Consider the following 23,711-nt stretch of genomic DNA (forward strand, 5'->3'; position numbering starts at 1 on the left):
ACCTGGCGTCGCGTTCTGACTCTCAAACTCAAGGTGTTACCCAGAGTGTTGTGGATAGGTGGCTATCCGCTGTCCCACTCTAAAATGTTGACAATTAGAAGGATATTGCAGACATGGCAAGCAGAGGCGTGAATAAAGTCATTTTGCTCGGGAATCTTGGCAAGGATCCCGAGGTCCGCTATTTCCCCAATGGCGACGCGGTGTGCAACGTCACGGTGGCGACCTCCGACAGCTGGACCGACAAGCAGTCCGGCGAGAAGAAAGAGCGCACGGAATGGCACAACGTCGTATTCACGCGCAAGCTCGCGGAGATTGCCGGGCAGTACCTGAAAAAGGGCGCCAAGGTCTACGTCGAGGGCTCGCTGCGTACGCGCAAGTGGGAGAAGGATGGGGTCGAGCGCTACACCACTGAAATCATGGTCAACGACATGCAGATGCTCGATGGCCGCGGTGGCGAGTCGCGTCCTGACGCCGCACGCTCCGGCAGTGCCACCACGCCTGCCGCGCCGGCGCCGGCGGACGACGGCTCTGCGGAGCCGGGGGGCGGGTTCCCCGCGGACGATATTCCATTTTCGAAGCGTCACCACAAGGAGTGGTGAGCGCCTACGGCACGGGGCGCGAGGTCGCTGCGTAGGGTGAAGGCTCTTCCACACGGAATGCCCCAATGCTGAACCATGACGCTCAACTGACGTTCCGCGCGATGCGCAACGAGGACGTTCTCGCTACGGCAACGCTCACCGGTGAGCGCGCCTACGCGCAAGTGACCTACGTCTATGTGCAGACGTATGGCGCCTGCCATGACTTCGTTCTCGGCCCGGAGAGCATCGCCGTCTCGCCAGAGGACGACTCGTTTCTGTCGGGGTTCGCTGAGGTTGGCGACGCAACCGCGCTGCGCCTCGGCAACCCGGGCGAGTCGATGGCTGCCACGTTCTACTCCATGAACGAGGAGAATCCCGATCTGACGCTGGATGCGACATCGGTCACCGTCGTCGGTCCCGTGGACGTCCTGCCGGACCGGATCGTCTGCGTGCCCACCGGTGAGGTTCTCGCGACGCGCACGCCGGAGGACTACTGGCTGCGCGATGGCCTGAACTACAGCGACTGCTGTATCGCAGAGTGGCGGCCGGACCGGATGGATGGCCAATGAGCGCTGCTCCCACGCCACCGGCGGCGCCGCGCTGGCAGTCGATCGCGGGGTGGGCCGCCCTTGGACTTGGGTGTGCTGGCCTGCTGCTCTTCGTCGTCGTTGGGTTTGTCCAACTCTCAGGGCGACTGTAGGGACACGACTCGCGGCGCTGAGCGGGGCCCCTGCCGGTGGGTAGAGTTGAAGCTCAGACACCACGCACAGGAGCACCCCATGTTGCAGGTCTCTCTCGCACACGCACCGAACCCGGATATCCCGGGGGGATACTGGGACGGGCCGCCGGAGGACGGATGCTCCGCCAAAAGCGTGGAAACGCTGGCCGACGCATCGCGGGCGGTTCGCAGCTACATCACCCGAAACAACTTGGGCAGCGGGAACTGGGCGGGTGGCGAGGTCTATCAGGGGCCTGAGCTGGTCGCGCGCATCTCCTACAACGGTCGAATCTGGGGTTTGGACGGGACTGCGCTCGCCGTCCCCGAGTAACAGTCTGCTGCGGGGCACGTGGTTGCGGTCCGCCACGCAGCCCCCGCCGAAGCGCGCGGCGCCCCGTCCTCGACTGTACCGCCCTGACTCTCTGCGGTGCCGACGCTTCGGGGCGGCGACTTAGTCACTTGGCGAGCGGGGCGGACTTTGCCGCATAGGGTGGAGACATCGCCCACGGAGAGTTCCATGCACGCCACCGACGCCACACCACCCACACATTGTGCGCACTACCTGTTGCTCGACGGCCGCGACGTCGCGTCGACCTGGCTGCCGATCACGGCCACCCTTGACGAAGTGCGCGCCGACTGCCTGACGATGACAAGCATCATCGTCCACACGGAGAGCGAGCATGGGGAACTGCCGTTCGAACGCGAAGGAAAGATTCGCAAGGCTGACGGCCACGCGCTGGTGTCCCGTGGCGAATACCGACAGGTCGCCTACTGACGCTGGCGGGGCGTGTGCCGCCGCATAGCTTGGTGATGTACCCCCTTCATTCGCAGTCAGCCCGGAGTTCCCATGAGCGCCCATCTCTCCAAGATCAACATCGATCAGCGCCTGTACGTCATGCGTTCGGTCGGCGGTGTTTCGTGCTACGGCTTCGAAGTGCTGCACGCGAAAGCATGCGCAGTCGCGCAGTGGATCGGCACGACCGCTCCCGACTCGGACGCGCTGGGGACCCCCGAACACTACGCGGCGTGCATGACGCTCCTTGACCGTGGGCAAGCGCACGCGTCGGCGACGCGCACCCGATGCCCGGCTGACCTCACGCCGCAGCTGGTGGGGCTGGAAGGCGCAACCGTTCGCGTAGTGGACGCACACGGCGAGACGCGCACCTTCCGCGTCGGCCGCTCGACGGGCTGGCTGCCGTGCCACCTTGAAATGCGGAACACGCGCGATCGCTTCGGCGACTCTGTTACCGGGGCGCCGTTCCGCTCCGTGGAGATCCTGCGGCACTGACCACGTGACTGGCGGCGCGTGCCGTCTAAAGGCCATTGCCGCCCTACGCTGAGGTCTCCATGGCCCCCATTCACTCCCTGCTGCTTGGCGCTGGTGCCGTTGGTGCTGCGCTTGCTCTTGCCAGTGGCGCTCCGACAACCTTCGGGGAGTGGGTCGCGATGGTGGGACTCGGAAGCGTCGGCGGGGGTGGCGTCGTCGCCGGGGCGTTTGCGCTCAAGCCTCGCCGGCGCCGTCGTCGGCGTGCGACGTCGGGCTCGCGTGAGTGCGTCGAGCGCGCCGCACGTCGGGTGGACACGCTGGCCGCGCGGCTGGAGGTGGCGGCGGTCGAACTCCGACGCCGATCGGAGAGCATGCGCAAGCGCCAGAGCATCGCCGAGGCGGTCGGCACCGTCGGAGTGGTGGTCGCGGCGCTCCGGATCGGAGGGGCTGCGCAATCGGTGGCCGATGAACTGGCAACGCTGGGCGTCACGCCCGCACGACCGGACGGCGGTGGGCGCACGCGGCTCGCGGGGCAGTCCCCCAGCGGTAGGGTGGAATCTCACCGACACGCCGCAGACGATCATGAAATTCCTCCTTTCCTTCGCGCCCGCTGAATCGCAGTCCGTGAGTCGCCTGGACTTTCAGCCGGGCCGCGCCGTCGTCGATGTGACGTGGCGGCTGACCGGGCAGGTGGCGCGCTACCAGTGCCCCTACGAGGCGTTGGTGGGTCTGGTCGGCACCGACAACATTGCTACGGCCCTGAAGTCGATGCGGCTGACACGCGATCCCGCCTTTGTCCCTGCTGGCGAGACGCTGCAGGCGCAGGGGCTGCAGACGGCGTGGGTCACGGCCGAGACGCTGCCGGCAACCGAGGCGCTCGCACGCACGCAGTTCGGGCGGGAGATCTTCCTTGCCAACAACGACGTCGCCGCGTGGGACTCCCGCGCGCTGTTCGGCTAAGACCCCCGGAGGCGGGAATGCAAACGGAACAGGACGTGGCGGCGGCGTTTCGGGCGGAGTTGCTGGCGCTGCTGGCGCGGTACAACGCGGAACTTGACGCGAAGGATCACTACGACGGCCATTCCGAGTGCGGGTCCGACGTGCGGATGACCGTCAGTGTTCCGGGCATCTGGGACGCGCACTGCGACATGCTGCGCGAACCCACGCAGATCGACCTTGGCGCATGGCTGGCGCCGGACACCACGGCTGGCCGGCAGGCGCTCGCGCCGATGCTACTGGCAACCCCTGTGACGTATGCGCTTCCGGGTGGGGTGTCGCTCGAACGCTGCGCGGGGCGGAGTTCCGCTGCGACCTGGGCGGTGCGTCAGGCGGGACACTGTCTGTCGACCGAGGGGGTGTTCGTTCACGAACCGATGCCGAGCCGCCGGGATGCAGTGTTTCTGGCGCACTGCCGCTTCGCTTCGGCTGAAGCTGCCTATGCGATGTGGGAGAAGCACGTCGCGTCCCGACAACCGTTACCGAACATGACCTCGATGGGAGAGCCCCAATGAACAACGATCTTGTGTCGCGCCTGCTGTCTGATGCGGTGGAGGACTCCGCCGCCCTGCGCCGTGAGGCGGCCGAGGCCCTGCAGCAGATGGCCGCGCGGTTCACGCGGCTCGACGCACCGCGCTACAGCAACGACCCGATGCTTGATGCCGTGCTCGCTGTCCCGTCCGAGCGGTTCCGTGCGCGTGTCCAGGCGCTGCCGGCGACGTACTGGGCCCGCTACGACTTGAGCGCAGTGCGGATCGGCTACGAGCTCGGATTGGCCGAGGTTGCGCTCGGAGAAGCGTTGCCGATGCAAAAATTGATCGGGGCGGGGCGCGCGTAGGTCGGTACGGTGGAGTGACACCGGAGACTTCCATGCACGTCCTTGAACACCACAGCGCCCTTGTCACCTCGATCCTTGAGCACGCCGGCTGGACGGTCCGGGCGGGTGCGACCTTCGCGACGAAGCACTTCGCGACCGTGGTTGGCGACAAGGCCGCGTCCCTGCTCATGCTCGGAACCCGCAGCGTGCGCGGCGACTTCAGCAGCGAAGGCCTGAACGTGCTGGGCGGACGGCCGCTGCTCCTTCCAGAAGACGCGAACGCTCAACAGGTCGCGGAACAGGTCGCCGGCTTCCTCACGGAGGCCGAGGCCCTGATTGTCGACTCGTGGACCGTGCGCGTCGGACCGCTCGGGGGCCGCTGAGGCGCTCAGGGTGCAACTTCGGTGTCTATTGCCGGGATAGCCCCCGGCGCCTACATGAGGAGAAGCGTGTGTCTCTCGAACAATACCGCGTCGCACGCGACCATTTCGAGGTGGATGAGGCGTCGGCCGCTCAGCTGGCGTTCCCCTGCAACGTCTGCCGCCACCGGCACGGCAGCGACCGCGCGGAGCCGTGTCGCAGCTGCGACCACAACGCGAACGCGGTGCCGGCACCGACGCATCTGGAACGACTGCTTGCGGCGGGCCGGGCACTGGACTGGTAGCCCCGAGGTCGCGACCTGCATTCCCCTACCCCCTCTTTCGACGGAATCCCTGTATGAACCTGACATCCTCCGAGCCCACGTGGACCCAGCGGGTCAAGCTCGGCGTGCAACTCGGCAAGTCGCTGGAGACGGTGTGCTCGCTGGACGAAATCGCGGCCGAACTGGGGGTCTCGCGGCAGACGGCCTACAACGAGTGTGCGGCGGCTCTCGGGGCGCTGGCGTGGCGGCTGCGCGCGCGCTATTCGGCGCCTCCCGGGTCGACGTCGGAATCCCCGGTGCTGCGGAGCTAGTCACTTGCCGCGGGGCACTTGCGGGCTCTCTCGTCCTTGACGGCAGGGCGGTGGGTCTGCGGGGTCGCGCGCGCCGCCTATAGGGTTAGACTGCAACCGATGGGAGATGTCCTCCCGCCCGGCACCTCCCGGCAATGAGAGGTAACTCTAGGAGTTTCGCATGCCCTCAGCTCTTGTCGTCACGGCGCGCCTGAATAACGGCGCACCGGCTGAAGCCCGTTCTTCGGATGGTCGCTATACGTGGTGGCACGGGGAGAGTGACTGGCTCAAGGACACCCAGGCCAACCGCCCGATCTTTCAAATGCGCTACCCGTGGGCTCACGGGTTTGGCGGTGACCCCGTGCCGGATGATGTGCGCCGCGACGTCACGGCGTTTTGGGAGGCTCTCGCCCAAGAGCAAGTGCGCTGCCAGCATCTGATTGCGGCCGCTGAGCGTGAACGCTTCGAAGCTGAGTGCGCAACCGCAGGGCAACGACGCTATCGTCCCGATGTCACCGGCGCCGAACGGGCACGCAAAGAGCGTGAATACGACTTGGCGATGAACGAGGGCGGCGAGGGGTACAACCCATGGAGGGATTGAACTGCCATGAATAACTCCGCACGCCGTATCACGGTCACGCTCGGAGGCTGGCAGCTGTACCTGCTGCCGGGCGACCTGCGCCGCTCGGATATCACATGGCTCGGCACGATCCGTCGAGGCGGCGGCGACGCCGGGGCGCTCGGGCGTGTCTCCGCCACTGGCCTGCTTGTGCAGGTTAACGCTGGCGTCACTCGCTCAGTCGACCAGCGCAAGGCGGAGGCGGCCCTCGCTGCCGCCGGCTGCAGCAAGGTGTGAGGGCGACGAGGCTGCGCGCGCTCCGCGTCCCGTCGGAACGCCCGGTTGTGCAAAGCTAGTCACTTAGGGCGCGGGGCGCGGTTCCGGTCCGTAGGGTGAGGTCTCCACTCACCCCGGACAGCACCCATGCCGCACTTTGCACCGACTGGAACCCTCTACGTTTGCGTCAATGACACCGAACGCAGCCCGCAGCCGCGATCGTGGTTCACCGGCTTGCTCGAACTACCCTCGCAGATCGTACCGGAACGCCTGTATCCGGCTCGCTTTACGCTTTCGCCCACCGGCGCCGCCCTCAGCCTTGACACCGACCCCCGCGCCGGTCGCGCGCTCCCGAGTGCCCAAGACCTGTTTGGTCCGCACAGCAATGGCAAGTTCTGTTCGCCCACCTCGCTCGGATGGCATTTCGACCCGCTGCTGTATACGCCGGCGTGGCAGCTGACAGGGGAGCCCGAACAGTGCGAGGTCTTCGTCCGTCGCGCTCCGCTTGAGTCCGACCGGCCCAATCACGCGTGGTTCATCGTACTCGCGGCGTTCCTCCCGGGCGGTGACGCGCCTGCGGCGGGCGCGTACATCGACCTGACCACGGGCACCGGCATCAAGCGTCCGGTGCCTGAGAGCAAGGCGCAGGACCTGATGCGGGCCATGTTCGGCACCGGCCGCCCGGTGGGGCGCGCGTTGGCCCTCCCCGTCCTGAAGGTGGGCGATCGCATGGTGGGGATCGGGTCGACGGTAACGATTGAGGCGCAGGACGTGGTCGCAGCCGCATTTCGCATCTGGCGCGACGATCCCGGCTGCTTTGAGCACAACCGGATGTTGCCGCAACTCGGCGACGACTGGGCGTGGGCGGCCGCCTTGGTGGAGGAGGCTTCGCGGCAACCCCACGCCCTTGCGATGGAGCGCGCGACGTTCGCGAGCCGCGAGGCCCGGCCTCGCGCGTACACCCCCGAGGAATTCAAGGCGGACCTTGAGGTGCAGGTGCGCGCCCAGGTGCGCGTGCTGATGCGTTCCGCTCCCCCGGCGTGATCGACGAGGACCTCCGGGGCGCTTTGTCGCCCCGGAGGTGCGACACCTACTCAGCCGCAGGCTCCCGGAGAACAAGCGGGGCGTGCCGCGCTGCGTAGGGTGAACTCATAGCCCGCACCACAGGACAGCACCCATGCCGCAGTTTTTCTACGATCCCGAGTCCAACGAAGTGGTTGACATCGCTCTGGACGGCGCGTCCGTCGGTGAGATGACCGGACTCGACCTTGACGGACTCCGTACGTCCTATCGCGAGGTGCAGCTGCTGCCGGCGTCGGAAGTCCACGCTGCCATCGCGGCGCGCGACGTGACCACGCCGGCTCCGACGACGCTACGCGAATTGGAAACGGCGCTGTGCGCGCTGCCGCCGAAGCACTGGTGCACGAAGGGCGGCATGTCGTTCCAGATGACCGAGCACTACCGAGGCCCGGTGACGTGCGTCTACGTGCGGTTGCCGGATGGATCCTGCTGGACGTGGCGCGACATCGCCGGCACCGCGCACGCGGCGCTGATCGCCAAGGCGACGGCAGCGGCTGGCGCGACCGCGACCGCGACCGCCTGAACATTCACGTCTGATTCCGACCAGGAGCCCCCATGAACACCTTGAGCCCAACCTTCGCGCGGTCCGACTCCTTCCTGACGCTGGCGCGTACGTTCATTCTGAACCTTTGGCGGTTCCTGAACTCGCACCGCGCCATGGCGACCGGATGCGCCTGCGGCTGGTGCGGGGAGGCCTTGCGACGCGGGGAGCGGGTGGGCCGCTATCGCTGGGCGATGCCTGCGACGGACCGGGAACCCCCGGCGCACGGGGAGCAGCTGATCCACCTTGAGTGCTACCCGATGATGCGGGACCAGACTGCCGGGTCCCCGGCCACGTGGACGCCTCGCGGAGCGGTGCGGCTGTGGCGGCGCGACTTTGAACCGTCTGCCTGACTTTCTGGACGAGCGCGCGGGGCACATTCTTGCGTCTACGCACGCACCACACCGACTTCTGTTCTGGAGCTTCCGATGCCAACACGCTGGGTATCCGCAGCCATCTCTCCTAGCTTCTTGATACTGGCGCTGCGAGCGCTGGAGGAGTTCGGCCGCAATCAGCCTGCAGACATGTCCAAGACTGAATGGGATCTGTTGAGATCGCCGTTTTCCGGCCACGATTTAGAGATTCGGAGAAAGATCGTCTATTTGATCGCGGCTGACTTTGATCGCCGCAACAACTTAACGCCGACTGATGAGGTTCTCTACGAAAACGCGTTCTCCAGGTTTGAGTTGACCCACATAGACTCAGCACTCAGCGTGTACGGCAAAACTGCGCCACCTGAAATTGTCAATCATCCGAGGCAAGGCAAGCTGGATGAGTGGAAGGAGAACATCGCGCTATTCCGCGAAGATGTAGTGGCTTTGCGCCAGTGGCTAACGGGGCGCTTAAATTCCAATGCCATGCGGTGCTTAGAATGATCGCCCTGGGCGCGGAGCGGCAGTCGAGAAAACGACATGACATTTCGCATCTTGAAAGTAGCAGCAGTGGCTCTACCCAAATCGGGGAAATGACGTGACGACTGACATGCACAAATCCATCGGCGCTGCCATGCGCGAGTGCCGCAAATACGGGACCCGGACCGTCGAGCTTGTGGTGTTCCCAGAAGACCGCGAGCACCCCCGATTCCCACAGCAGCGTTTGCGGAACCGCTTGCGCCACTACGGATATCGCGGGGCCGCGCTGGATGCTGAGGTGGCAAGGATCATGGCCGGGCCGCAGGCGCCGGACGGGCTGAGATTCGGCCTGCACGACGTCTACCCGTATGGTTGGTACAAAGACCAGATGACGCGTGTCATGAAGCGCATCTTCTGTGGCTTCGGTGGCCCCCAAATGGTCGTGTTGGATGAAGCGTGGCGGCTTTGGGCGTCGGCTGATGGCAGTCAGTAGCCGCAAGGGCGGTATGCCGCGCGCGCCGTCGCCACCGGGACTCCCAGCCGCACGGCTTTTCGTCGTGATTGGTGCGCCTGGCTGCACAGGGTGAAGACTGCCGTACGAAGGTGACTGCGCGGAGCATCGAGCGGGTCGGGTCCGGAAGCGCTGCGCGTGGCGTTCAGATTGTCGATCCATCGGGCTGCATGCGGTGGTTGGGTGCGGGGCGCTGCGCGGGGCGTAGGGTGAAGCCATTCACCCATGGAGCGCAGGCATGACCTACACACCGCCGCTGTGTCCCGTCTCTGACGACTGGGCGGACTACAGGAGCGAAACCTTCACGCCGTCGCCGCGTCAGGCGGTCATTCTCGGCGCGGTGCGTTCGGCGTTGGCGTCAGGTCTGCACTACGTGGCCCACCTGCGCGAGGCAGTGATCGCGTCGCTGCGGCTCGACGCTGACGGCGCCTATGACCGTGTCACGTTGTCGCACGAGGTCTACTACGCCCGCGAAGCAATCCGCGCGCAGAAGGCGTGGCGGCGTCACCGTGCAATGTCGCTTGCCATCACCGACCTGCGCCCGGATGCGGCCGCTGGTGGGGCGCGCCAGGCTGCGTAGGGTGAAGGCTCAACCACGGAGATCTGTCATGGCCTATGCACTGCCGACGAAGGACACCTACGCCGAATGGCACGGCTGCTCGCATCCCGACTACCGCCCGAACGCCCGCCAGTGGCTGGTCATCGACGCGGTGGCGCTGGCCCAGCAAACCGGCCTGCACTACACCGACGACGTGGTCGCCTGCGCTGCCAAGGCGCTTAACTTCGACCTTGCGCTGCAGACACGCGACTCGCACGTCGAGCACGGCGCGTTCGGGATGGAGGTCTACTACGCCTGCAACTATCTGAATGCGCAACGCAATCACCGGCGTCTGGTCGAGAACCACGAGGAACTGAAACCTCAGGTGGGCGACCAGCTCGGGTCGCTGGTGTTCAACAACGATTTCAAACGCAACACCGGCTGCGTCATCACGGCGATTGATGCACTGAAGATCACGCTGCGGCTGCATCGCGGCAAACTGGCGTTCGAGACCACGACCGATGCGACCGGGATTCGCTATGCCATCGACCGCGCCTATGAAAAGCGGCTGCGCCAGGAGGGGTGGCAGGACTTCATCGGCGCGCGTCGAGCACTGACGGCCAAAGCGACAAAGCTGGGGTGCAAAGTGATCCCGTCGACACCGGTTCCGCCTCCGGGCGCGACCGAAAAGCAGCGCGACCTGTTCTGCGGCTGACGGCTGGCGGGGCGCGGCCGTCTATAGTGATGCACCCCTGTAGGAGAGAAACATGACACCGCAGAACCTCGTGACGTTCTACCTGCTTGCGCTGACCGCAGTCGCGATCAAGCGACTCGCGTACGAAGACAGGGAAACAAGCGTTGTCCCAGAGATCCTCGCAGTCCTCCTCAAGTACGGGATTCTCGCCGGCCTGCTGCTCTGGGGCGGCTTCTACGACGCCAAACACTAGGGTTGCCTGCAAACTGTTTCGGAGAGTTCTCATGCCTGCATCCCCCGCGCTTCGAACTTAACGGTGGGCGGCGTGACCATCGCGAGCGTCTATAGAGATGACCCAGACCGCGAGCCCTGTTTGCACAACGGGGCGCGCCACTGCGGGTACGGTGGGGTCTTCGGCAAACCGCCTCGGAGATATCACATGACCAGAGCACTTGCGCGCATTGGATTGACCTTTCCCCATATCCGGAAGCCCTCCTACTGGGCGGCGGTCGCTGCCGGTTCAGCAATAACCGTTGGTATCTCCCTCCTGATTTTCGGGCGGCTGAACCCCAGCGCGATTCTCATCGGCATTGCCGCCGGCGGCATCCTGGGCGCCGCGCAATTTCGCCCGCGACACAGCGCAGCGCGCTTGCGTCGCGCCGCCGCTGCAGCGCGCTCCGCGGCCGTGCGCGTTGAAACCGTCGCCGACCAACTTGAACGCGCTTCCGCACAGCTCCGCGCCCGTGCGCGGCAGGTGCGCCGCGAGAGCGACGCGTCGGCGGCGCTGGGGTGCATCGACGACATCACCAGTGCGCTGCAGTCCGCCGACGTCGCTCAGGCCGTCTGCGACGCCTTGGCCTTCCAGGGCCTGCGTCCCGATCCGACTGCCGTAACGCCCACGCATACGCCCTCACCCGGCGAAGCCTCCAATGTCTGACACCGCCAGCACCCCGAAGAGCGATCCTGCGGTCCTTGCCGCTCTGAGCGCCAGCTTGGCGCCGTGTCCGTGGTGCGGTGCCGGCGAGACGCAGCTCGAAGAAAAAACCCATTGGACCGGGATGCGCTCGGTGGTGCTCAGCGCCCGGGTGATGCACTGGTGCCCTCGTAAGGACGGACAGCCACAAAGTGTCATCCAGATTGCCGGGCGTGATGCAGCTACGGCTGCGGCAGCGTGGAACTCGCACACGGGGGCAATGGGGGCGCGGGCAGACGCCTCTGAAATCGACCGCCTCCGCGAAATGGTGACCGAGTTGTGGCACGCCTATGGTGGGGGCGCGCTGTCGCTGCGCGAGTGCCTTGGAATGTCCGAGGAGGACTATGCGCAGTGGGCCGTGCACGCACGGGCGAGAACTCCGCGCCGGTAACCGCAGTCGCTTTCTGCCGGTGCGTGCGCCGCAGAGATCGTCGCGGTCGCACTGCAGCGCGAGGGCGCGCGCACGGCAAGACTCCGAGCTGCAGCGGGCCGGTCCTGAAAGTGTAGGGTCGAGTCAGAGCTTTCAGGGAGAAAGGCATGGATCGGAAGGATGTAATCGCGCTTGCAAGCGCGGCAGGATTTGGGAAATTGCTTACCGGCGATGGGCTCCCAACCATGTGGCACGGTGCAGATTTGGAAACGCTCGTTCGCTTTGCCGAACTCGTTGCTGATAAGGAGCGTGAAGCGTGCGCGCAATCGGCAGAGGGCTTCACCGAGCACCGCGACGACCGGCAATGGGTGCCAGGAAGTCTGTACGACACCTTGCGGCGAGAAACAGCGGCAGCCATTCGTAAGCGCTCTAACGCTTCGGCTCAAGCGCGCACCGCAGGTGCGTCGCGTGGAGCGCCTAGTGGTGCCCCGGACGACAGCCAAGGCTGACCGGCGGTGCCGAACAACAGATGGAGCCGTAATTCATGCTTACTGACGAACAGAAGGCCCAAAACTACCGACTGAGCAGGATCGCCGAGCAGACCGCGAAGGCTGTTCTGAAGTCTGGCGATCGCGTGGGCGTGACAAAGTGCCCCGGCACGAAACGAGTGATCACGTTCTCGCATTTCGCGGGCCACTGGATCGTCTCAAAATCCGGGATCGCCGACTACAGCCCTCGCAGCGTGTATTCGGTCAACGGTATGCCAGTGGATTTCACCAGGCAGAGCGGCGCTCCGGCCACTGGGGGCCACGACGACCCGCTTGACGTCTGCACGTGGACCGAAGGGGACGATCCTTGCGATTTCTGCCCGCGCTGCACCAGTGCCCTGCACATGTGCGGCCTACTGCGAGCCAGGCTGGCACAGGGAAGCCCTCGCGCGCAGGTTGGCGGATCGCGGACAGAGGAACCGTCGGACATGGGGCCGCCTTTTTGACGAGTCGGAGGCTGATCGGTGGACAACGAACCGACCGAAGTATGGGCTATTGCAGTGCTCGCCCCGAAACAGAAGAACGCAGCCGATATGCACTGCTTCGGGGACTGCGGAAAGATAAGCATGGCCGGCGCAATCAGCGACCCCGTCACGGGGGCCTGTTCGTGTGCTGTGAGGCGACGTGCCCATTTGAGGACCAAACAGTGCGGAACTATGGCAGCACAACGAGTTTCGGCAAGGCACACACCGTGCATTTGCGTTTGCTACGTGAAGAACCCAACGACGAGGGTCACGCCAACACAACCCGATAGGCGGAAGCGGAAACCGTCAACTGTAGGCGACTGCCCGCCAAAGAGGAGTTTGCACATGCAACTGGACATCAAAGACCGCGCAGGCTGCATAACGATAGCCTAGATGCGAGAGCACTGGCGGGCGATCTGGAAGGCGCTCCAGACGCCGGGGCGGGGGGCGTTCTCACGCCTCCCGGGCCGAGCGCCAAAAGCTAGAGCAGCCCCGTTGCGGTCCGGGCGCCTCGCGGGGCGCGCCTGGCTCTGTAGTGTCTCATCTGATATAGTCTATCTCGGATAGGACAGATGGAGCATTTCATGGCTTCGCCCGCACAACGTGGCACCCCGACTGGCGGAAACACAGCGCTGCGTGAAACCGATGTCGGGTTCAGGGCGGCGCTGAACATTGCGTCCCAGTGGGGACTTACGGACGATCAGCTGTCCGTTTTGCTCGGTGGCGTTGGGCGCTCGACAGTCGCGCGCTGGAAGAGCCAGCTTGCGCACAACGGCGCGATTCAAGCTGCTTTCGGGCCGGACACGCTGGACCGCGTGAGCTACCTGCTGGGCATCTTCAAGGCGCTGCGCATTCTGTTCCCGGACAAAGCTCAGGCGGATGCGTGGGTGAAGAAGCCCAACACCGGCCCCGGCTTCGATGGGCGCAGTGCGCTGCAGCGCATGCTTGACGGGCGGATGGATGATCTGCGCTACGTGCGGGTCTATCTCGACGGCTGGCGCGGCTGGTGAGCGCCATGCGTGTCATCGCCCCGCCGTTTGCCACGGCCTACCGGATCATCCCGTCACGGTTCCCCCCGGTCGGCGTATTCGATGACCTCGCGTCGGCGGCTGAACTTGAACTGCTGTTCATGATCGAGGCGCGGACCAACGAGCGACTGCGCGAGGATATCGGCGCGTTGTCGCTTGTTGACCCCGAGGATTGGCTTACGGGTCCGGGCGCGACCGCGATCATGGCGGCCTTTACGCACCCGGCGCCGGGCGGCTCCCGCTTCTCGGACGGCAGCTACGGGGTGTACTACTGCGCCGACAGCTCTGAGGTCGCGATTCGTGAAACTGCGTACCACCGGGCGCGCTTCCTGCGCACCACCGGCGAGGGAGTGACACGCATCGAGATGCGCCAGTACGCGGGCACGCTGGCCAAGCCGTTGCACGATGGGCGCGGCCGGCGGCTCGAACCCGGCGCACTCGCGCCCGATGACTACAGCGCGAGCCAGCGCATTGGTGCGTCGCTCCGGGCGCAGCGGTCATGGGGGCTGGTCTACCCGTCCGTGCGCATGCCGGGCGGACTCTGCGCGGCGCTGCTGCGGCCTCCGGCGATTACCGGGGTGATTCAGTCGGCTAGCTTTCAGTACGTGTTCGACGGCGAGTCCGTGACCGAGGTCTATCCGGTCGGTGATGCGATCCGGCTCGGCTGAGCGGAGTCGGGCGGGGCGGGAATCGCCGCATAGGGTGAAGCCATCCCGCACACACCGGATGCCGTAATGCCCGCCCCAGAGAAGCTGTCCGCCTTCGTGACCTCTTGCGTTGGCTGCACCACCGCAGCGTCGCTTGAGGCGCTGGAGGAGTGCATCGCCATAGGCCGTGACATCGGCTATCGCACCTTCGCGCGCAAAGTCGGCGCGGCCGCGATCGCGGAGCTTCACGAACGGCTTGGGTATGCCCGCTGCGGGCTCACGCTGCGCAACGACCCCTACGTGAGTTTCACCCTGTCGACGTTCGGTGGGGTGCGCTGCGCGGTGCTGATCTGGTCTGCGACGGAGTTTGTCTATGTCGCCCCGCGTGACATGGACCGCGTGTGGCCTCTGCTCGGTGCCGACGAGCTTGCCGCGTGAAGGCCATCCACTACCACGTCACCCCCAGTGCCCAACTCCCCAGCATCCGGACGCACGGGCTGCTGCCTTCAATCGGCGCGCGCTCGCGGGCCGCGCGCGAAAGCCAGGCGTCCGTGTTCCTGTTCTCCGACCCGGACGCCGTCGAGGATGCCCTTATGGGTTGGCTTGGCGATGAGTTCCCGGACGAGCCGTTGACCTTGCTCGTGCTCGATGTCAGTGGCCTGCCGCTCGACACCTCGTTGCACTCCTTCGAGTCGCGATGCGATAGCGTGATCCCCGCGTGCCGGATTCTGAGCGCGCGAGACATCTGAGTGCGGGCCGCGCTGGGCCTACATAAGGTCAGGTCTTCACCTCAAGTTGCAGGGCTGCCGTCATGACACAGTGTTTTTTTGACCCTTCGTCCAATGACGTTATCGACATCGTTAAAGCCAGAACGAAGGTCGGCTCCATCACCCGTCTGAACTTCGCAGCGCTCCAAAAGGTCTTTCCGCAGGTGCGCGTAATGTCGCTGGCCGATGCAGAAACCACGATGGCAGACGGCGGCTTGCCCGATCCGGGCGGTACCACGCGCAGATCATGGCGTCCGATAACTGCTGGCGGCATGTGTGAGTGGTGCGGCAAGCCCTTCCTTCGGGGGGAATTGTTCGGGGGCTTTGAGTGGACCATTTGGGACACGGAGCAGAAACAGAAACCCCGCTCTCGCGGCGAGTTCGAAATGCACCTGGCCTGTTTTCCGATGATGGAGAAGACAGCAGATTCACGCACCACGTGGACCCAAGTTAAGACGATTCGCCGGTGGCGCAGTTTCACGGGCCGCAGGCTCCCGTAACGCCGTGTCGGTTTCTGAGCGCGCGAGTCATCTGCGTGCGGGGCGCCTCCCGCTGCGTAGGGTGTGGACTCACGGCGTCACACCATGAGGAACGAACAATGATCTACACCGTCATTCTGCTGTACCCGGACTACGTGACCGACAACTACGGCCAGGACACATGGATGGGCGACGGTAGAGGCGACACTCCCGAGGAAGCGCTTGCCGACGCTCGGGCGCAGCTGTGCGATCCGGATGGCGATTCGCTCATCAAGGCCCCCGAGGATCTGTTCTGCATCGCGATGATCGAAGGCGAGCACCAGGACGTGCGGCCATGAGCAAACAACGACTTCGGAGCGGAATATGAATGCTTCTAAAAAGATGGCCGATGATCAACGCGCTGCGGACCGCGCACACCACCAAGAGCGCGTGGCGTGGTTGGAGTCTTCTGACGAGCCGACCTGGTCCGATGGCGTGCCGGTGAGCAAGTACCTTCGCCACGAAATGCTTCGGCTGAGTCGCAACTACCTCGCGACGGGCGAGGGCCTTGGCCACTGTCAATGCGAGCCGCGTTGTGGAGCGGCGGCCTGACGGTTGACGACTGGCACGCTCCGCGCCATCAGTGCGGCAGCTTGGGGGCATCCATGCCGTCTAGTGGAGTGTCGATTGATTGAATGCGTCCTGATGGGACGCGGAGGACCTACATGCCATCGTGCCATCCTGTCACCCTCAAGCATGCAGCGGCGACTGTGTTCGGTTTTGTGCTGTCACTGGGCGCGCTGTCCGCGACGGCGGCGCCTCCCGACCAGACTCCGAGCCCGACGCCCGTTCCCTTCGATGTCCCGGTGTCCCGGGCTCGCGTTATTGATCCCATTGCACAGCTGCGCGCCGAGTGCGTGGCCGAAGCCCGTCAGGCAGCGCCGGTGAAATCCACTCGCGACACTGCGTGTCGCCGCTACGAGCAAGCCGTCGCCGGCGGACAGGATGCGTCGATCAATGTGGTACCGCCGGCAGAGCGTCGTGCAACGCCGCGCGCTGCGGCACCCGCCTCACGGCCGGCAGCCCCGGCGCCCTTGGTGCCTCCCGTCGCCGTGGTGGATTGCCGGCATCTGACGTATGGCTCCATCCGGTACCGGCACTGTCGTGCGGATGAGAAGGAACGCCTCCTTCGCTCGTGTCGAGACGCCACCGACAGGGCCGAGCAGCTGCACGGAGATGAGCGGATCCACGCCAAGGCGATCGCCCAGGCGAAATGCGTTGTCGCCGAGCGATACCAGATCGTGGACTGACCGGGAAGCGGGGCGTGCGTGGCCGGGTACGGTTGAGACATCACTTCGAACAGCTTCTTTGGAGAGGGCACATGGGCCACTGTCGGGACTGTGAACGCTGGAAGCATCACCAGGACGAGTACGGTGTCGCGTGGATGTCGTGCGACGGCGTCGACTATGCGGATCGCGGTGAGGCGATTGGGCATGACGCCGCTGCGGTGTATGTTGAGGCCAGCGATGACACCGGACTGTCCGGTGGGCTGATCACTGGGCCGGATTTCGGCTGCACCCACTTCGTGCCGAAGGCGGGCGTCGCGGTGGCCCAGAACCTCAGCGGAAACGTCGTGATCGCCGGCGACGTCATCGTCGCGGGTATCAGCATGGAAGACGCCCAGGAAACCGGAGAGCTCGCCAACGCCTTCGTGATCCAGTTCGCCGATATGGAGTCCCTGCGAGCAGCGCTTCGCGCCCGCACCGTCACCTTCACCGTTTTTGGCGTGCCCCCGCCGGCCGCGATCGCGTAGACTCGCAGGACCGGACGCGCACTGATTCCTCCCGCCGAGTATGACCATGCCCAACACAAATAGCCCAGTCCCACCGCTGGTGAGTTTTCGCGTTGACTTCAGCCCGCGCCGCACTCTGAACGTGGGCTATCTGGCGGTAGTCGCCGCCATTGTGAGCTGTGGCATCTTCGGCATCGCGCTGATTGATATGTCATACGCTCAGGCCCTTGGATCGCAGCCCCAACTCCTTGTCCACAGCCTGGGTTTCGCTGCGGGGCTCAGTATCCTGCCGGGCATGTTTCGCATTACCTTGATCCCCCCGTCGCACCCCACACCTCGCAATGTCGCGGGTCATCCCTGAACTTCAGCGCGCCCGTGCGGCGCTGTGGGCCGGGCGCACCTACCTTGCAGCGTTGTGGTGGTCCGACGCGCGCCACGCCTTGTCATTGCAACTTGGCCATAGTCCGCTGGGGGACCCTGAGCTCAATGACAACTTGATGCTGCTGCGCCTGTTTCGGCCGCCGGTAACGGAGGTTGATGCGCAGTACGCGTTTGACCTGGGGGAGGCGGACGGCTGATCGCGCTCGCCGTCCCCCTGCACGGCCTCAAGGGCACAGCTTCGAAAGCACCGACTGCACGACAGCGATCGTGATCTTCTCCCTCGTCCGCTGACGAGCTTACCTGCCGTTGTCCAGGCTGCAACCCGGTCGCGTTGTGGTCGCATCCCGACGTCGGGGCCCTCGCTATGGGGGTCTCCGCGTCCGCTACTGGGATCGCGGGGCGCGTCTACATCCCTACGGTGGACTCAGTACCTGTCTGTGCTCGCAGCCGAAGGATGGTCCATGCGCTACTCACTTCCGGATATCAAGATGTTCGACGACTGGCGCGGCCACGCCAGGCCGGATTATCGTCCGACGGCGCGGCAACAGACGCTCGTCGACGCCGTCGCTGTCGCACTTGCGCACGGTCATGAGCGCGTTGCCGATGTGTGCGCCGCCGTCGCGAAGGAACTCGCAATCCCCGAGGCGCTGCTGCGGCGCGACGATGCGCAGGGGGGGGTGTACCAGGATGTGTACTGCGCGATTCAGTACCTGCGCCACCGCGCTGACCACCGGCGCCACGCGCTCGCTCATGAGGCGCTCGCACCTGTGGCCGGCGACATCTTGGGTACGCTGGTGTTCAACACCAATTACAAGCAGACCACGGGGTGTGTCATCGAGTCCGTTGATGGGACGTCGATCACGCTGCTGGGGAAGCGCGGCGCCCTGTGTGTGCGCCTTCAGTCCACCGCGCTTGGAATCCGGTACGCGATGGACGCTGCAGCCGAACGCGGTCGCCGTCGGGACGGTTGGGAGGAGTTCCTCGCCACGCGTCACCCGGTAGCGACAGGTCCGCAGTCCCAGACCGAGGCTCACGCCGGGGCCGTGGACGCGCAGCTCCCTCTGTTTGCTGTCTGAGCTCAACAAGGAGCTTCCAATGCCGCCCCTTCAAGATCAGGTCGAGTTCGTTGCCAGGGTGCGCGAGCTGAGTGTTTGGCGTGTGAGCGCCGGACGCTTCAAGGTTTTTTCTGCCGAAACGCGGGGGACCTGCGCGACCGTCTGGCTCGCCGCCCAACACACCCTGCACGTGCTTCCCGCACTGCGGCCGGAGTACATGGCCGGCATCACCCCGGAACAGATTCGTAGCGCGGTGGCTGAGGCGCTGGGGATGGTCACCGCAGTCGTCTAAGAGTGAGATCCACCAGAGGCCTTGTCCAATGCCCAAAGCCGTTCTTCTTGACGCCTCACCCGATGGCGCCCGAACCCACTATTTGCATATCAATGTCGTTTCGTTTCTGAAGCGAAGCCGGTTCCCTGCCGACTACGCGAACGTGTTTGCCCAGGGCGAGCGCAGCCTGTCCGCGGATGAGGCGCATGCGTTCCTCCTGTCTGAACACGCAAACGGGCACGAGGTGATCCCTGTGGATGCGGGATGCGGGAACCCCTGCACGCGCGCCGCTGACGGCTGCACCGGCTTTCAATACGACGGCAAAGGGTGTCCCGGACACTCCGCGCCATGCTCCCCTGAATGAGGACGAACCTATGTTCTTTCGCAACCTGACGATCTATCAATTGCCTGCCGGCTGGACGCGCGAGCCCGACGCGATCGAGGCGACGCTGGCGGAATTTCCGTTGCACCCGTGTTCGGGTCAGATCGTGAAAACGCGCGGCTGGGTGCCTGTAACCGATGACGGTCGCATGACCTTCTCTGATCCCCGCCGGGTCCTCCTGTCGCTGGGCACGGAAGAAAAGCTTCTGCCCGCGCGGGTGGTCAACCAGGCCACCGAGGAGAAAGTCAGCGCGCTCGAAAAGGAAAAGGGATTCAAGATCGGGCGACGCCACCGGCGCGAGATCAAGGAGCAAGTGCAGATCGACTTGCTGCCGCGCGCCTTCTCTCAACGCACCGCGACACACGGCTGGCTCGACTTTGAGAAAGGCTGGCTGGTGGTGGACACCGCGTCGCCGAATCGTGCGGATGAATTTACGCAGGCGCTGCGCGACGCGCTGGGCGAGCTGCCGGCGACACCCATGGCGTCGAACCCTTCGATGGGTGCGCTGATGACGCAATGGCTGTCCGCCAAGCAGGCGCCGGGTGCGTTCACCCTCGACGACCATTGCGAACTCACCACCTGCGATGAGAACAAGTCGACAGTGCGCTACACGCGTCACGCACTCGATGGCGCTGACATCAACGCGCATCTCACGCAGGGAAAAGTGACAACGCGACTTTCGCTCGCATGGAATGACCGGATCAGCTTCCAGGTCAACGACAAACTCCAGATTCGACAACTGAAGTTTCTCGACATCGAAAGCATTCGGGATAAGCGCGGTGAGCTGGAAGCTGACGAGGTTATGGCCGCCGATTTCGCGCTGTTCAGCGGAGAGCTTCAGGCGCTGCTAGGCGATCTGGCGGTGGCTGTGGGGGCGAACTTGGTTGAGTAGGGTGGGCTCATCGCTGCGCAGGGCAGCTCACACACCAGGAGAGCCAGATGGCCAAAGCCAAAGTGACGCACAGCCAGGATGCGGTGCAAATCACATTCAATGGAGATCGGCGGAATCCGGAGCCGTCGACCGCGGTTGTCCAATTCCCTGGCGGGCACATCGAGGTCTCGCGGTGCAGTGATGGCACGTACTGGGCACATGTTGCGTTTGTCTCTGGCGCAAACATTGTTGCGGGTCGGATCGATCGCGTGGGGCGCGTTGATGCGGTGGAGGACCTGGAGGACGCTGGCAGCATCACCCACATTGCCGTTCGCGTTGCGAACAACGTTCCTCACTTTGATCCCAATGTGTGACGTTGGCGGACGGCCGCTGCAGCCTCTGGAGAGGGGCGGGGCCGGGAAGCCGTGGGGGCGAACTTGGTTGAGTAGGGTGGGCTCATCGCTGCGCGGGGCGGTATGCGCCCCCGCTCGCTGAATTGGAGATCCCATGAACGCTAGAGAGTTCCGCCGGTTGAGACTCGGGGACGAGGTCTACGTCCATTTCTCGAATGCGTACCGAGCAGCAACCGTGATCGCGCTCGAACAGCGGCACATCCGCGTTGAGGGAAAGGCGACGAAAGGCGGGGTGCTCACCCGACGCGCGACCTACCAAAGCGTCGACACGCGCGCCGTGGGTCGTAAACGCCTGGGCATACAGGACTTTGCTTGCGACTACTGCGGTGGGAATAACGACAACCCGCAGGACCACCGCATTGATTGCCCGCGTCCATCGCCGGTTAACGCACCGCCTCAAGCGCGCACCGAGTGCCCGTCGTGCTTTGAACCGCCTGTTGCGGCGGTCGGAGATTGACCATGAGCGCTGTCTACAGTTGCGACGTGTTCTGCGATGACTGTGGCAACTGGTCGCCAAGCTTCACAAAAACGCGCCGACGGATATCTGCTGGTCTGGCGCGGAGCGCCAGGGCCGCAGCAAAACAGGGCGGATGGGTGCGCGTACTGCAACCAGATGGCCGCTATGTCGATCTGTGCCCCCGTTGCCAGCAGATGCGCGGCGTGCAGACGAGTAACAGCGAGATCAGCTCTTGAACGCCTTGTTAGCGGGCAGCTTCGCAGATTGGCCGAAGTTGCTGAGCAACCGCAACGGCTGGCGCTGTCCACTGTGCAGTAGATCGTGGTCCAACGAAGGCGGCGGCGCGGGCTTCGTGAAGGCGGGCGCGCGGCGTCATGTCGCTGCGTGCTGGCAAGAAACGCTGCGCCAGCAGGGGCTGCAAATGGGTGATTGGGACGAAGGCCGTCAGGCGCACATCCTGGTTCCCCTGCGTGCTACGCCGAAAGGTTGACTGCCGATGAGGTTGACGGTGTGCAGTGGGGGCGAACGTGGCTGGGTAGGGTGGGCCCATCGCTGCGCGGGGCGGCTTTCCCTTCCGGCGCAACTGGAGATGACATGAACGCAGAAACATCACAGGACGCCCTTTCCGCGAGTCGCATAGAGAAACTGCCACATGCGCAGGCGAGGGAGCGCCTTGTTGGCCTGGCGCTGCGCGACTCGGTTGAGAAGCGATATAGGACAGAGTTTTGGGGCGCCCGATATCTAGTTCGGCCGAAGCTGCTAGACACGATATTCGGTGATGGTTCTCAGTTAATTGGCTTTCAGCCGCTTAACTCCAGACCCCAATACTACGTGGTGCGTGTTGATTCGGGCTGGTCCTTGACCAACACCGATGACGACAATTGCGTAGGGGCGCATATCGACGAGATATACGAGGCCGCAGAAGAACAATTTGGACTTGCGTGGTATCCAGATGATCCACCGCAGCGTAAGTACGGCCGCAAGTGGCCTGCGCTCCACGAAGATGGCTGTCTGTGGTTCGAGATGAGATGGCCCATGCAGCCCAACAACCCAGCCCAAGGGAGGCCCGAATGAGCGAAGCGAGTGAGGATGGCGTGGAGGGCGCCGGCGGGCCGCTGCTGCTGGTGACGCTCGCCAAGTCGCTGTGTGAGGAATATTTCCGGGGTCAGATTGAGCTGACTCACCCTGGTGATGACGCGCGCTATCGGAAGAAGATCGAGGCGCACTGGCACGAATGGGTGCCTCAGGCGCAGGCGGTGCTGGATAAGGGGTAGCCGGCTAACGGTCCGTGTTGCCCGACGAGTTAGAAGGAGAACGACGATGAAGGACTACATTGTTTATGAGGTGTCCGGCTGGGGAGAAGCCGACTTCCCGGAAGTTCGATTTGCCTTTGACTTGGCAGGAGTCAAGGAGGCGGTCGCGCACCTGATGTATTGCCCGCTCGACGACAACGGCAGGAAGGAAGCTGCCGAGCTTTGCGAAGGACTGGGCGAAGACACCGAACTGCCATGGACGGTTGCGTTTGAGCAAGGCGGGCTTCATGTACGGAAGATCATTGCATGGCTCCCTGCCGACGAAGAGATCAATGCAGAAGAGCGGCGGGCGATGTACGCCAGGACAATCGGGACAGACCTGATAGCCGCCCCTTCAACACCGGAGCTAAGACGTGAACGAGCCGAAAGCGAGTGAATCGGACTTGAGCGCAGAGTTCTCTGCGGTTGAAGCATTGGATTGGCTTGAGGACGAGTCTTGCGATTTGCGCTGCTGTTCGGGGCCGATCGCTGACACCGGGGACCATGACATTTGGTGGGAGGTCCATAAGCACTACAGCGGCGGGAAGACTCGTGTAGTCGGGAGGGGTTCAACGACGCTCGCGGCTGTGTTTGACGCCACGCTGGAGCCCGGTGATGTGCGGCGTAGCGACTACGTGCCGCCGCATGCAGAGAACGGCCCGCGACAGGCGCGCCGCGTTAGCGGCGTCGCACTGGACGCAGATGTTGGGCAGGACGGAGGTGAGTGATGGGCCAGCAGCCGGAAGAGATTTGGGGTGTTGCGGTAATGGCGCCAAAGCAGAAGAACGCGGCCGATAAGCACTGCTTTGGAGACTGCGGAAAGATCAGCATGGGCGGCGTGATTGCTGACGACATGACGGGCGGCCTGTTCGTGTGCTGCGAGCGCGTGTGCCCATATGAGGTCGAGACGATTCAGAACTACGGCAGCACGATGAGCTTTGACAGGCCGCACACTGTGCATCTCCGCCTGCTGCGCGAAGAGCCCAACACCGAAGTTCAGCGGCCAAGCGAAGCGAAGGTCGCGCTGGAACGCCCTGTTGGGCGTGATAGAGGCTGAACCGGGCGAACGTGGCTGGGTAGGGTGGGCCCATCGCTGCGCGGGGCGGCTTTCCCTTCCGGCGCAACTGGAGATGACATGAACGCAGAAACATCACAGGACGCCCTTTCCGCGAGTCGCATAGAG

General features: G+C 64.5%; 46 protein-coding genes. All 46 read left to right on the top strand.

Features of this window, described 5'->3' with window-relative positions:
* The first annotated feature begins 113 nt into the window (after nucleotides 1-113).
* The 46 genes from ssb to E4T66_RS18675 all read left to right on the top strand — a co-directional run bounded on the left by ssb (nucleotide 114) and on the right by E4T66_RS18675 (nucleotide 23,585).
* Nucleotides 114-599, top strand: a complete 486-nt coding sequence (ssb, locus tag E4T66_RS18455) for a single-stranded DNA-binding protein (RefSeq protein WP_136851036.1) — start codon at nucleotides 114-116, stop codon at nucleotides 597-599.
* 65 nt (nucleotides 600-664) lie between these two features.
* Entirely contained in the window at nucleotides 665-1,147 is a 483-nt protein-coding gene (locus E4T66_RS18460; RefSeq protein ID WP_136851038.1) for a hypothetical protein, read from the top strand.
* Between the two features lie 210 nt (nucleotides 1,148-1,357).
* Nucleotides 1,358-1,627 carry a hypothetical protein gene (locus E4T66_RS18465; RefSeq protein WP_136851040.1) on the top strand — a complete coding sequence of 90 codons (270 nt, stop codon included), beginning with the start codon at nucleotides 1,358-1,360 and terminating at the stop codon, nucleotides 1,625-1,627.
* Nucleotides 1,628-1,813: 186 nt separating this feature from the next.
* Nucleotides 1,814-2,071, top strand: a complete 258-nt coding sequence (locus tag E4T66_RS18470) for a hypothetical protein (protein WP_136851042.1) — start codon at nucleotides 1,814-1,816, stop codon at nucleotides 2,069-2,071.
* Nucleotides 2,072-2,143: 72 nt separating this feature from the next.
* On the top strand, nucleotides 2,144-2,584 hold the full coding sequence (locus E4T66_RS18475; protein WP_136851044.1) for a hypothetical protein: 441 nt from the start codon (nucleotides 2,144-2,146) through the stop codon (nucleotides 2,582-2,584).
* A 59-nt stretch (nucleotides 2,585-2,643) separates the two neighbouring features.
* Nucleotides 2,644-3,177 (top strand): hypothetical protein, encoded by a 534-nt coding sequence (locus tag E4T66_RS18480; protein WP_136851046.1) that lies wholly within the window; start codon nucleotides 2,644-2,646, stop codon nucleotides 3,175-3,177.
* The gene (locus E4T66_RS18485; protein ID WP_136851048.1) at nucleotides 3,146-3,523 is read left to right on the top strand and encodes a hypothetical protein; all 378 of its coding nucleotides are present in this window, start codon (nucleotides 3,146-3,148) and stop codon (nucleotides 3,521-3,523) included. Before E4T66_RS18480 ends, E4T66_RS18485 begins: the two co-directional genes overlap by 32 nt.
* A gap of 17 nt (nucleotides 3,524-3,540) precedes the next feature.
* Complete coding sequence (locus tag E4T66_RS18490; protein ID WP_136851050.1) at nucleotides 3,541-4,074, top strand: hypothetical protein; 534 nt, start codon at nucleotides 3,541-3,543, stop codon at nucleotides 4,072-4,074.
* Nucleotides 4,071-4,397, top strand: a complete 327-nt coding sequence (locus E4T66_RS18495; RefSeq protein ID WP_136851052.1) for a hypothetical protein — start codon at nucleotides 4,071-4,073, stop codon at nucleotides 4,395-4,397. Before E4T66_RS18490 ends, E4T66_RS18495 begins: the two co-directional genes overlap by 4 nt.
* A gap of 32 nt (nucleotides 4,398-4,429) precedes the next feature.
* On the top strand, nucleotides 4,430-4,759 hold the full coding sequence (locus tag E4T66_RS18500) for a hypothetical protein (protein WP_136851054.1): 330 nt from the start codon (nucleotides 4,430-4,432) through the stop codon (nucleotides 4,757-4,759).
* 68 nt (nucleotides 4,760-4,827) lie between these two features.
* Complete coding sequence (locus tag E4T66_RS18505) at nucleotides 4,828-5,040, top strand: hypothetical protein (RefSeq protein ID WP_136851055.1); 213 nt, start codon at nucleotides 4,828-4,830, stop codon at nucleotides 5,038-5,040.
* A 53-nt stretch (nucleotides 5,041-5,093) separates the two neighbouring features.
* Nucleotides 5,094-5,330 (top strand): hypothetical protein, encoded by a 237-nt coding sequence (locus E4T66_RS18510; RefSeq protein ID WP_136851057.1) that lies wholly within the window; start codon nucleotides 5,094-5,096, stop codon nucleotides 5,328-5,330.
* A gap of 160 nt (nucleotides 5,331-5,490) precedes the next feature.
* On the top strand, nucleotides 5,491-5,910 hold the full coding sequence (locus E4T66_RS18515; protein ID WP_136851059.1) for a hypothetical protein: 420 nt from the start codon (nucleotides 5,491-5,493) through the stop codon (nucleotides 5,908-5,910).
* Nucleotides 5,911-5,916: 6 nt separating this feature from the next.
* Entirely contained in the window at nucleotides 5,917-6,165 is a 249-nt protein-coding gene (locus tag E4T66_RS18520) for a hypothetical protein (RefSeq protein ID WP_136851061.1), read from the top strand.
* 126 nt (nucleotides 6,166-6,291) lie between these two features.
* Entirely contained in the window at nucleotides 6,292-7,188 is an 897-nt protein-coding gene (locus E4T66_RS18525) for a hypothetical protein (RefSeq protein ID WP_136851063.1), read from the top strand.
* Between the two features lie 133 nt (nucleotides 7,189-7,321).
* Nucleotides 7,322-7,747 carry a hypothetical protein gene (locus E4T66_RS18530; RefSeq protein WP_136851065.1) on the top strand — a complete coding sequence of 142 codons (426 nt, stop codon included), beginning with the start codon at nucleotides 7,322-7,324 and terminating at the stop codon, nucleotides 7,745-7,747.
* A gap of 32 nt (nucleotides 7,748-7,779) precedes the next feature.
* Entirely contained in the window at nucleotides 7,780-8,118 is a 339-nt protein-coding gene (locus E4T66_RS18535) for a hypothetical protein (RefSeq protein WP_136851067.1), read from the top strand.
* A 75-nt stretch (nucleotides 8,119-8,193) separates the two neighbouring features.
* Complete coding sequence (locus E4T66_RS18540; RefSeq protein ID WP_136851069.1) at nucleotides 8,194-8,640, top strand: hypothetical protein; 447 nt, start codon at nucleotides 8,194-8,196, stop codon at nucleotides 8,638-8,640.
* A gap of 94 nt (nucleotides 8,641-8,734) precedes the next feature.
* A complete protein-coding gene (locus tag E4T66_RS18545) occupies nucleotides 8,735-9,109 on the top strand; it encodes a hypothetical protein (RefSeq protein ID WP_136851071.1) in 375 nt (124 codons plus the stop codon).
* A gap of 256 nt (nucleotides 9,110-9,365) precedes the next feature.
* Nucleotides 9,366-9,707 (top strand): hypothetical protein, encoded by a 342-nt coding sequence (locus tag E4T66_RS18550; protein ID WP_136851073.1) that lies wholly within the window; start codon nucleotides 9,366-9,368, stop codon nucleotides 9,705-9,707.
* Nucleotides 9,708-9,735: 28 nt separating this feature from the next.
* The gene (locus tag E4T66_RS18555) at nucleotides 9,736-10,380 is read left to right on the top strand and encodes a hypothetical protein (protein WP_136851075.1); all 645 of its coding nucleotides are present in this window, start codon (nucleotides 9,736-9,738) and stop codon (nucleotides 10,378-10,380) included.
* 52 nt (nucleotides 10,381-10,432) lie between these two features.
* Nucleotides 10,433-10,612, top strand: coding sequence for a hypothetical protein (locus tag E4T66_RS18560; RefSeq protein WP_136851077.1), 180 nt, complete (start codon nucleotides 10,433-10,435; stop codon nucleotides 10,610-10,612).
* A 186-nt stretch (nucleotides 10,613-10,798) separates the two neighbouring features.
* Entirely contained in the window at nucleotides 10,799-11,296 is a 498-nt protein-coding gene (locus E4T66_RS18565; protein ID WP_136851079.1) for a hypothetical protein, read from the top strand.
* Nucleotides 11,289-11,723 carry a hypothetical protein gene (locus E4T66_RS18570; RefSeq protein ID WP_136851081.1) on the top strand — a complete coding sequence of 145 codons (435 nt, stop codon included), beginning with the start codon at nucleotides 11,289-11,291 and terminating at the stop codon, nucleotides 11,721-11,723. Before E4T66_RS18565 ends, E4T66_RS18570 begins: the two co-directional genes overlap by 8 nt.
* 146 nt (nucleotides 11,724-11,869) lie before the next feature.
* The gene (locus E4T66_RS18575; protein WP_136851083.1) at nucleotides 11,870-12,211 is read left to right on the top strand and encodes a hypothetical protein; all 342 of its coding nucleotides are present in this window, start codon (nucleotides 11,870-11,872) and stop codon (nucleotides 12,209-12,211) included.
* Nucleotides 12,212-12,246: 35 nt separating this feature from the next.
* Nucleotides 12,247-12,696, top strand: a complete 450-nt coding sequence (locus tag E4T66_RS18580) for a hypothetical protein (RefSeq protein WP_136851085.1) — start codon at nucleotides 12,247-12,249, stop codon at nucleotides 12,694-12,696.
* 602 nt (nucleotides 12,697-13,298) lie between these two features.
* The gene (locus E4T66_RS18585) at nucleotides 13,299-13,724 is read left to right on the top strand and encodes an MbcA/ParS/Xre antitoxin family protein (protein WP_136851087.1); all 426 of its coding nucleotides are present in this window, start codon (nucleotides 13,299-13,301) and stop codon (nucleotides 13,722-13,724) included.
* Between the two features lie 5 nt (nucleotides 13,725-13,729).
* A complete protein-coding gene (locus tag E4T66_RS18590; RefSeq protein WP_136851089.1) occupies nucleotides 13,730-14,410 on the top strand; it encodes an RES family NAD+ phosphorylase in 681 nt (226 codons plus the stop codon).
* A 66-nt stretch (nucleotides 14,411-14,476) separates the two neighbouring features.
* Nucleotides 14,477-14,827 carry a hypothetical protein gene (locus E4T66_RS18595; protein WP_136851091.1) on the top strand — a complete coding sequence of 117 codons (351 nt, stop codon included), beginning with the start codon at nucleotides 14,477-14,479 and terminating at the stop codon, nucleotides 14,825-14,827.
* Nucleotides 14,824-15,138 carry a hypothetical protein gene (locus E4T66_RS18600; protein WP_136851093.1) on the top strand — a complete coding sequence of 105 codons (315 nt, stop codon included), beginning with the start codon at nucleotides 14,824-14,826 and terminating at the stop codon, nucleotides 15,136-15,138. Before E4T66_RS18595 ends, E4T66_RS18600 begins: the two co-directional genes overlap by 4 nt.
* Before the next feature lie 62 nt (nucleotides 15,139-15,200).
* Nucleotides 15,201-15,656: a hypothetical protein gene (locus E4T66_RS18605; protein ID WP_136851095.1), complete on the top strand. Its 456-nt coding sequence runs from the start codon at nucleotides 15,201-15,203 to the stop codon at nucleotides 15,654-15,656.
* Nucleotides 15,657-15,754: 98 nt separating this feature from the next.
* The gene (locus E4T66_RS18610) at nucleotides 15,755-15,973 is read left to right on the top strand and encodes a hypothetical protein (RefSeq protein ID WP_136851097.1); all 219 of its coding nucleotides are present in this window, start codon (nucleotides 15,755-15,757) and stop codon (nucleotides 15,971-15,973) included.
* Nucleotides 15,974-16,339: 366 nt separating this feature from the next.
* The gene (locus tag E4T66_RS18615) at nucleotides 16,340-16,924 is read left to right on the top strand and encodes a hypothetical protein (protein WP_136851099.1); all 585 of its coding nucleotides are present in this window, start codon (nucleotides 16,340-16,342) and stop codon (nucleotides 16,922-16,924) included.
* A gap of 71 nt (nucleotides 16,925-16,995) precedes the next feature.
* A complete protein-coding gene (locus tag E4T66_RS18620) occupies nucleotides 16,996-17,427 on the top strand; it encodes a hypothetical protein (RefSeq protein WP_136851101.1) in 432 nt (143 codons plus the stop codon).
* A gap of 320 nt (nucleotides 17,428-17,747) precedes the next feature.
* The gene (locus E4T66_RS18625) at nucleotides 17,748-17,984 is read left to right on the top strand and encodes a hypothetical protein (protein WP_136851103.1); all 237 of its coding nucleotides are present in this window, start codon (nucleotides 17,748-17,750) and stop codon (nucleotides 17,982-17,984) included.
* A gap of 291 nt (nucleotides 17,985-18,275) precedes the next feature.
* A complete protein-coding gene (locus tag E4T66_RS18630) occupies nucleotides 18,276-18,863 on the top strand; it encodes a hypothetical protein (protein ID WP_136851105.1) in 588 nt (195 codons plus the stop codon).
* Between the two features lie 19 nt (nucleotides 18,864-18,882).
* On the top strand, nucleotides 18,883-19,134 hold the full coding sequence (locus E4T66_RS18635) for a hypothetical protein (protein ID WP_136851107.1): 252 nt from the start codon (nucleotides 18,883-18,885) through the stop codon (nucleotides 19,132-19,134).
* A 28-nt stretch (nucleotides 19,135-19,162) separates the two neighbouring features.
* Nucleotides 19,163-19,477, top strand: coding sequence for a hypothetical protein (locus E4T66_RS21635; RefSeq protein ID WP_211243026.1), 315 nt, complete (start codon nucleotides 19,163-19,165; stop codon nucleotides 19,475-19,477).
* 10 nt (nucleotides 19,478-19,487) lie between these two features.
* The gene (locus E4T66_RS18640; protein WP_169577715.1) at nucleotides 19,488-20,387 is read left to right on the top strand and encodes a recombination-associated protein RdgC; all 900 of its coding nucleotides are present in this window, start codon (nucleotides 19,488-19,490) and stop codon (nucleotides 20,385-20,387) included.
* 47 nt (nucleotides 20,388-20,434) lie between these two features.
* Nucleotides 20,435-20,740 (top strand): hypothetical protein, encoded by a 306-nt coding sequence (locus tag E4T66_RS18645; protein ID WP_136851111.1) that lies wholly within the window; start codon nucleotides 20,435-20,437, stop codon nucleotides 20,738-20,740.
* A gap of 133 nt (nucleotides 20,741-20,873) precedes the next feature.
* The gene (locus tag E4T66_RS18650) at nucleotides 20,874-21,236 is read left to right on the top strand and encodes a hypothetical protein (RefSeq protein WP_136851113.1); all 363 of its coding nucleotides are present in this window, start codon (nucleotides 20,874-20,876) and stop codon (nucleotides 21,234-21,236) included.
* A 2-nt stretch (nucleotides 21,237-21,238) separates the two neighbouring features.
* The gene (locus tag E4T66_RS18655; protein ID WP_136851115.1) at nucleotides 21,239-21,472 is read left to right on the top strand and encodes a hypothetical protein; all 234 of its coding nucleotides are present in this window, start codon (nucleotides 21,239-21,241) and stop codon (nucleotides 21,470-21,472) included.
* Nucleotides 21,473-21,830: 358 nt separating this feature from the next.
* The gene (locus E4T66_RS18660) at nucleotides 21,831-22,310 is read left to right on the top strand and encodes a hypothetical protein (protein ID WP_136851117.1); all 480 of its coding nucleotides are present in this window, start codon (nucleotides 21,831-21,833) and stop codon (nucleotides 22,308-22,310) included.
* Nucleotides 22,307-22,510 carry a hypothetical protein gene (locus E4T66_RS18665; RefSeq protein ID WP_136851119.1) on the top strand — a complete coding sequence of 68 codons (204 nt, stop codon included), beginning with the start codon at nucleotides 22,307-22,309 and terminating at the stop codon, nucleotides 22,508-22,510. The genes E4T66_RS18660 and E4T66_RS18665 overlap by 4 nt, the downstream gene beginning before the upstream one ends.
* A gap of 46 nt (nucleotides 22,511-22,556) precedes the next feature.
* A complete protein-coding gene (locus E4T66_RS18670) occupies nucleotides 22,557-22,925 on the top strand; it encodes a hypothetical protein (RefSeq protein ID WP_136851121.1) in 369 nt (122 codons plus the stop codon).
* Nucleotides 22,926-23,255: 330 nt separating this feature from the next.
* Nucleotides 23,256-23,585 carry a hypothetical protein gene (locus E4T66_RS18675; protein WP_136851123.1) on the top strand — a complete coding sequence of 110 codons (330 nt, stop codon included), beginning with the start codon at nucleotides 23,256-23,258 and terminating at the stop codon, nucleotides 23,583-23,585.
* Nucleotides 23,586-23,711: the final 126 nt, after the last annotated feature.

It is taken from the genome of Sinimarinibacterium arenosum, assembly GCF_005047655.1.
Lineage (GTDB): Bacteria > Pseudomonadota > Gammaproteobacteria > Nevskiales > Nevskiaceae > Solimonas.

Bases quoted from the DNA above. Each gene is read 5' to 3' on its own strand.
- E4T66_RS18540 (WP_136851069.1), top strand. From the start codon at position 8,194: ATGCCAACACGCTGGGTATCCGCAGCCATCTCTCCTAGCTTCTTGATA.
- E4T66_RS18560 (WP_136851077.1), top strand. From the start codon at position 10,433: ATGACACCGCAGAACCTCGTGACGTTCTACCTGCTTGCGCTGACCGCA.
- E4T66_RS18535 (WP_136851067.1), top strand. From the start codon at position 7,780: ATGAACACCTTGAGCCCAACCTTCGCGCGGTCCGACTCCTTCCTGACG.
- E4T66_RS18660 (WP_136851117.1), top strand. From the start codon at position 21,831: ATGAACGCAGAAACATCACAGGACGCCCTTTCCGCGAGTCGCATAGAG.
- E4T66_RS18565 (WP_136851079.1), top strand. From the start codon at position 10,799: ATGACCAGAGCACTTGCGCGCATTGGATTGACCTTTCCCCATATCCGG.
- E4T66_RS18615 (WP_136851099.1), top strand. From the start codon at position 16,340: ATGCCATCGTGCCATCCTGTCACCCTCAAGCATGCAGCGGCGACTGTG.
- E4T66_RS18640 (WP_169577715.1), top strand. From the start codon at position 19,488: ATGTTCTTTCGCAACCTGACGATCTATCAATTGCCTGCCGGCTGGACG.
- E4T66_RS18625 (WP_136851103.1), top strand. From the start codon at position 17,748: ATGTCGCGGGTCATCCCTGAACTTCAGCGCGCCCGTGCGGCGCTGTGG.
- E4T66_RS18480 (WP_136851046.1), top strand. From the start codon at position 2,644: ATGGCCCCCATTCACTCCCTGCTGCTTGGCGCTGGTGCCGTTGGTGCT.
- E4T66_RS18575 (WP_136851083.1), top strand. From the start codon at position 11,870: ATGGATCGGAAGGATGTAATCGCGCTTGCAAGCGCGGCAGGATTTGGG.
- E4T66_RS18520 (WP_136851061.1), top strand. From the start codon at position 5,917: ATGAATAACTCCGCACGCCGTATCACGGTCACGCTCGGAGGCTGGCAG.
- E4T66_RS18555 (WP_136851075.1), top strand. From the start codon at position 9,736: ATGGCCTATGCACTGCCGACGAAGGACACCTACGCCGAATGGCACGGC.
- E4T66_RS18465 (WP_136851040.1), top strand. From the start codon at position 1,358: ATGTTGCAGGTCTCTCTCGCACACGCACCGAACCCGGATATCCCGGGG.
- E4T66_RS18525 (WP_136851063.1), top strand. From the start codon at position 6,292: ATGCCGCACTTTGCACCGACTGGAACCCTCTACGTTTGCGTCAATGAC.
- E4T66_RS18500 (WP_136851054.1), top strand. From the start codon at position 4,430: ATGCACGTCCTTGAACACCACAGCGCCCTTGTCACCTCGATCCTTGAG.
- E4T66_RS18635 (WP_136851107.1), top strand. From the start codon at position 18,883: ATGCCGCCCCTTCAAGATCAGGTCGAGTTCGTTGCCAGGGTGCGCGAG.
- E4T66_RS18605 (WP_136851095.1), top strand. From the start codon at position 15,201: ATGACACAGTGTTTTTTTGACCCTTCGTCCAATGACGTTATCGACATC.
- E4T66_RS18655 (WP_136851115.1), top strand. From the start codon at position 21,239: ATGAGCGCTGTCTACAGTTGCGACGTGTTCTGCGATGACTGTGGCAAC.
- E4T66_RS18490 (WP_136851050.1), top strand. From the start codon at position 3,541: ATGCAAACGGAACAGGACGTGGCGGCGGCGTTTCGGGCGGAGTTGCTG.
- E4T66_RS18675 (WP_136851123.1), top strand. From the start codon at position 23,256: ATGGGCCAGCAGCCGGAAGAGATTTGGGGTGTTGCGGTAATGGCGCCA.
- E4T66_RS18590 (WP_136851089.1), top strand. From the start codon at position 13,730: ATGCGTGTCATCGCCCCGCCGTTTGCCACGGCCTACCGGATCATCCCG.
- E4T66_RS18580 (WP_136851085.1), top strand. From the start codon at position 12,247: ATGCTTACTGACGAACAGAAGGCCCAAAACTACCGACTGAGCAGGATC.
- E4T66_RS21635 (WP_211243026.1), top strand. From the start codon at position 19,163: ATGCCCAAAGCCGTTCTTCTTGACGCCTCACCCGATGGCGCCCGAACC.
- E4T66_RS18485 (WP_136851048.1), top strand. From the start codon at position 3,146: ATGAAATTCCTCCTTTCCTTCGCGCCCGCTGAATCGCAGTCCGTGAGT.
- E4T66_RS18595 (WP_136851091.1), top strand. From the start codon at position 14,477: ATGCCCGCCCCAGAGAAGCTGTCCGCCTTCGTGACCTCTTGCGTTGGC.
- E4T66_RS18665 (WP_136851119.1), top strand. From the start codon at position 22,307: ATGAGCGAAGCGAGTGAGGATGGCGTGGAGGGCGCCGGCGGGCCGCTG.
- E4T66_RS18550 (WP_136851073.1), top strand. From the start codon at position 9,366: ATGACCTACACACCGCCGCTGTGTCCCGTCTCTGACGACTGGGCGGAC.
- E4T66_RS18620 (WP_136851101.1), top strand. From the start codon at position 16,996: ATGGGCCACTGTCGGGACTGTGAACGCTGGAAGCATCACCAGGACGAG.
- E4T66_RS18570 (WP_136851081.1), top strand. From the start codon at position 11,289: ATGTCTGACACCGCCAGCACCCCGAAGAGCGATCCTGCGGTCCTTGCC.
- E4T66_RS18460 (WP_136851038.1), top strand. From the start codon at position 665: ATGCTGAACCATGACGCTCAACTGACGTTCCGCGCGATGCGCAACGAG.
- E4T66_RS18630 (WP_136851105.1), top strand. From the start codon at position 18,276: ATGTTCGACGACTGGCGCGGCCACGCCAGGCCGGATTATCGTCCGACG.
- E4T66_RS18510 (WP_136851057.1), top strand. From the start codon at position 5,094: ATGAACCTGACATCCTCCGAGCCCACGTGGACCCAGCGGGTCAAGCTC.
- E4T66_RS18645 (WP_136851111.1), top strand. From the start codon at position 20,435: ATGGCCAAAGCCAAAGTGACGCACAGCCAGGATGCGGTGCAAATCACA.
- E4T66_RS18650 (WP_136851113.1), top strand. From the start codon at position 20,874: ATGAACGCTAGAGAGTTCCGCCGGTTGAGACTCGGGGACGAGGTCTAC.
- E4T66_RS18610 (WP_136851097.1), top strand. From the start codon at position 15,755: ATGATCTACACCGTCATTCTGCTGTACCCGGACTACGTGACCGACAAC.
- E4T66_RS18585 (WP_136851087.1), top strand. From the start codon at position 13,299: ATGGCTTCGCCCGCACAACGTGGCACCCCGACTGGCGGAAACACAGCG.
- E4T66_RS18515 (WP_136851059.1), top strand. From the start codon at position 5,491: ATGCCCTCAGCTCTTGTCGTCACGGCGCGCCTGAATAACGGCGCACCG.
- E4T66_RS18470 (WP_136851042.1), top strand. From the start codon at position 1,814: ATGCACGCCACCGACGCCACACCACCCACACATTGTGCGCACTACCTG.
- ssb (WP_136851036.1), top strand. From the start codon at position 114: ATGGCAAGCAGAGGCGTGAATAAAGTCATTTTGCTCGGGAATCTTGGC.
- E4T66_RS18495 (WP_136851052.1), top strand. From the start codon at position 4,071: ATGAACAACGATCTTGTGTCGCGCCTGCTGTCTGATGCGGTGGAGGAC.
- E4T66_RS18670 (WP_136851121.1), top strand. From the start codon at position 22,557: ATGAAGGACTACATTGTTTATGAGGTGTCCGGCTGGGGAGAAGCCGAC.
- E4T66_RS18530 (WP_136851065.1), top strand. From the start codon at position 7,322: ATGCCGCAGTTTTTCTACGATCCCGAGTCCAACGAAGTGGTTGACATC.
- E4T66_RS18475 (WP_136851044.1), top strand. From the start codon at position 2,144: ATGAGCGCCCATCTCTCCAAGATCAACATCGATCAGCGCCTGTACGTC.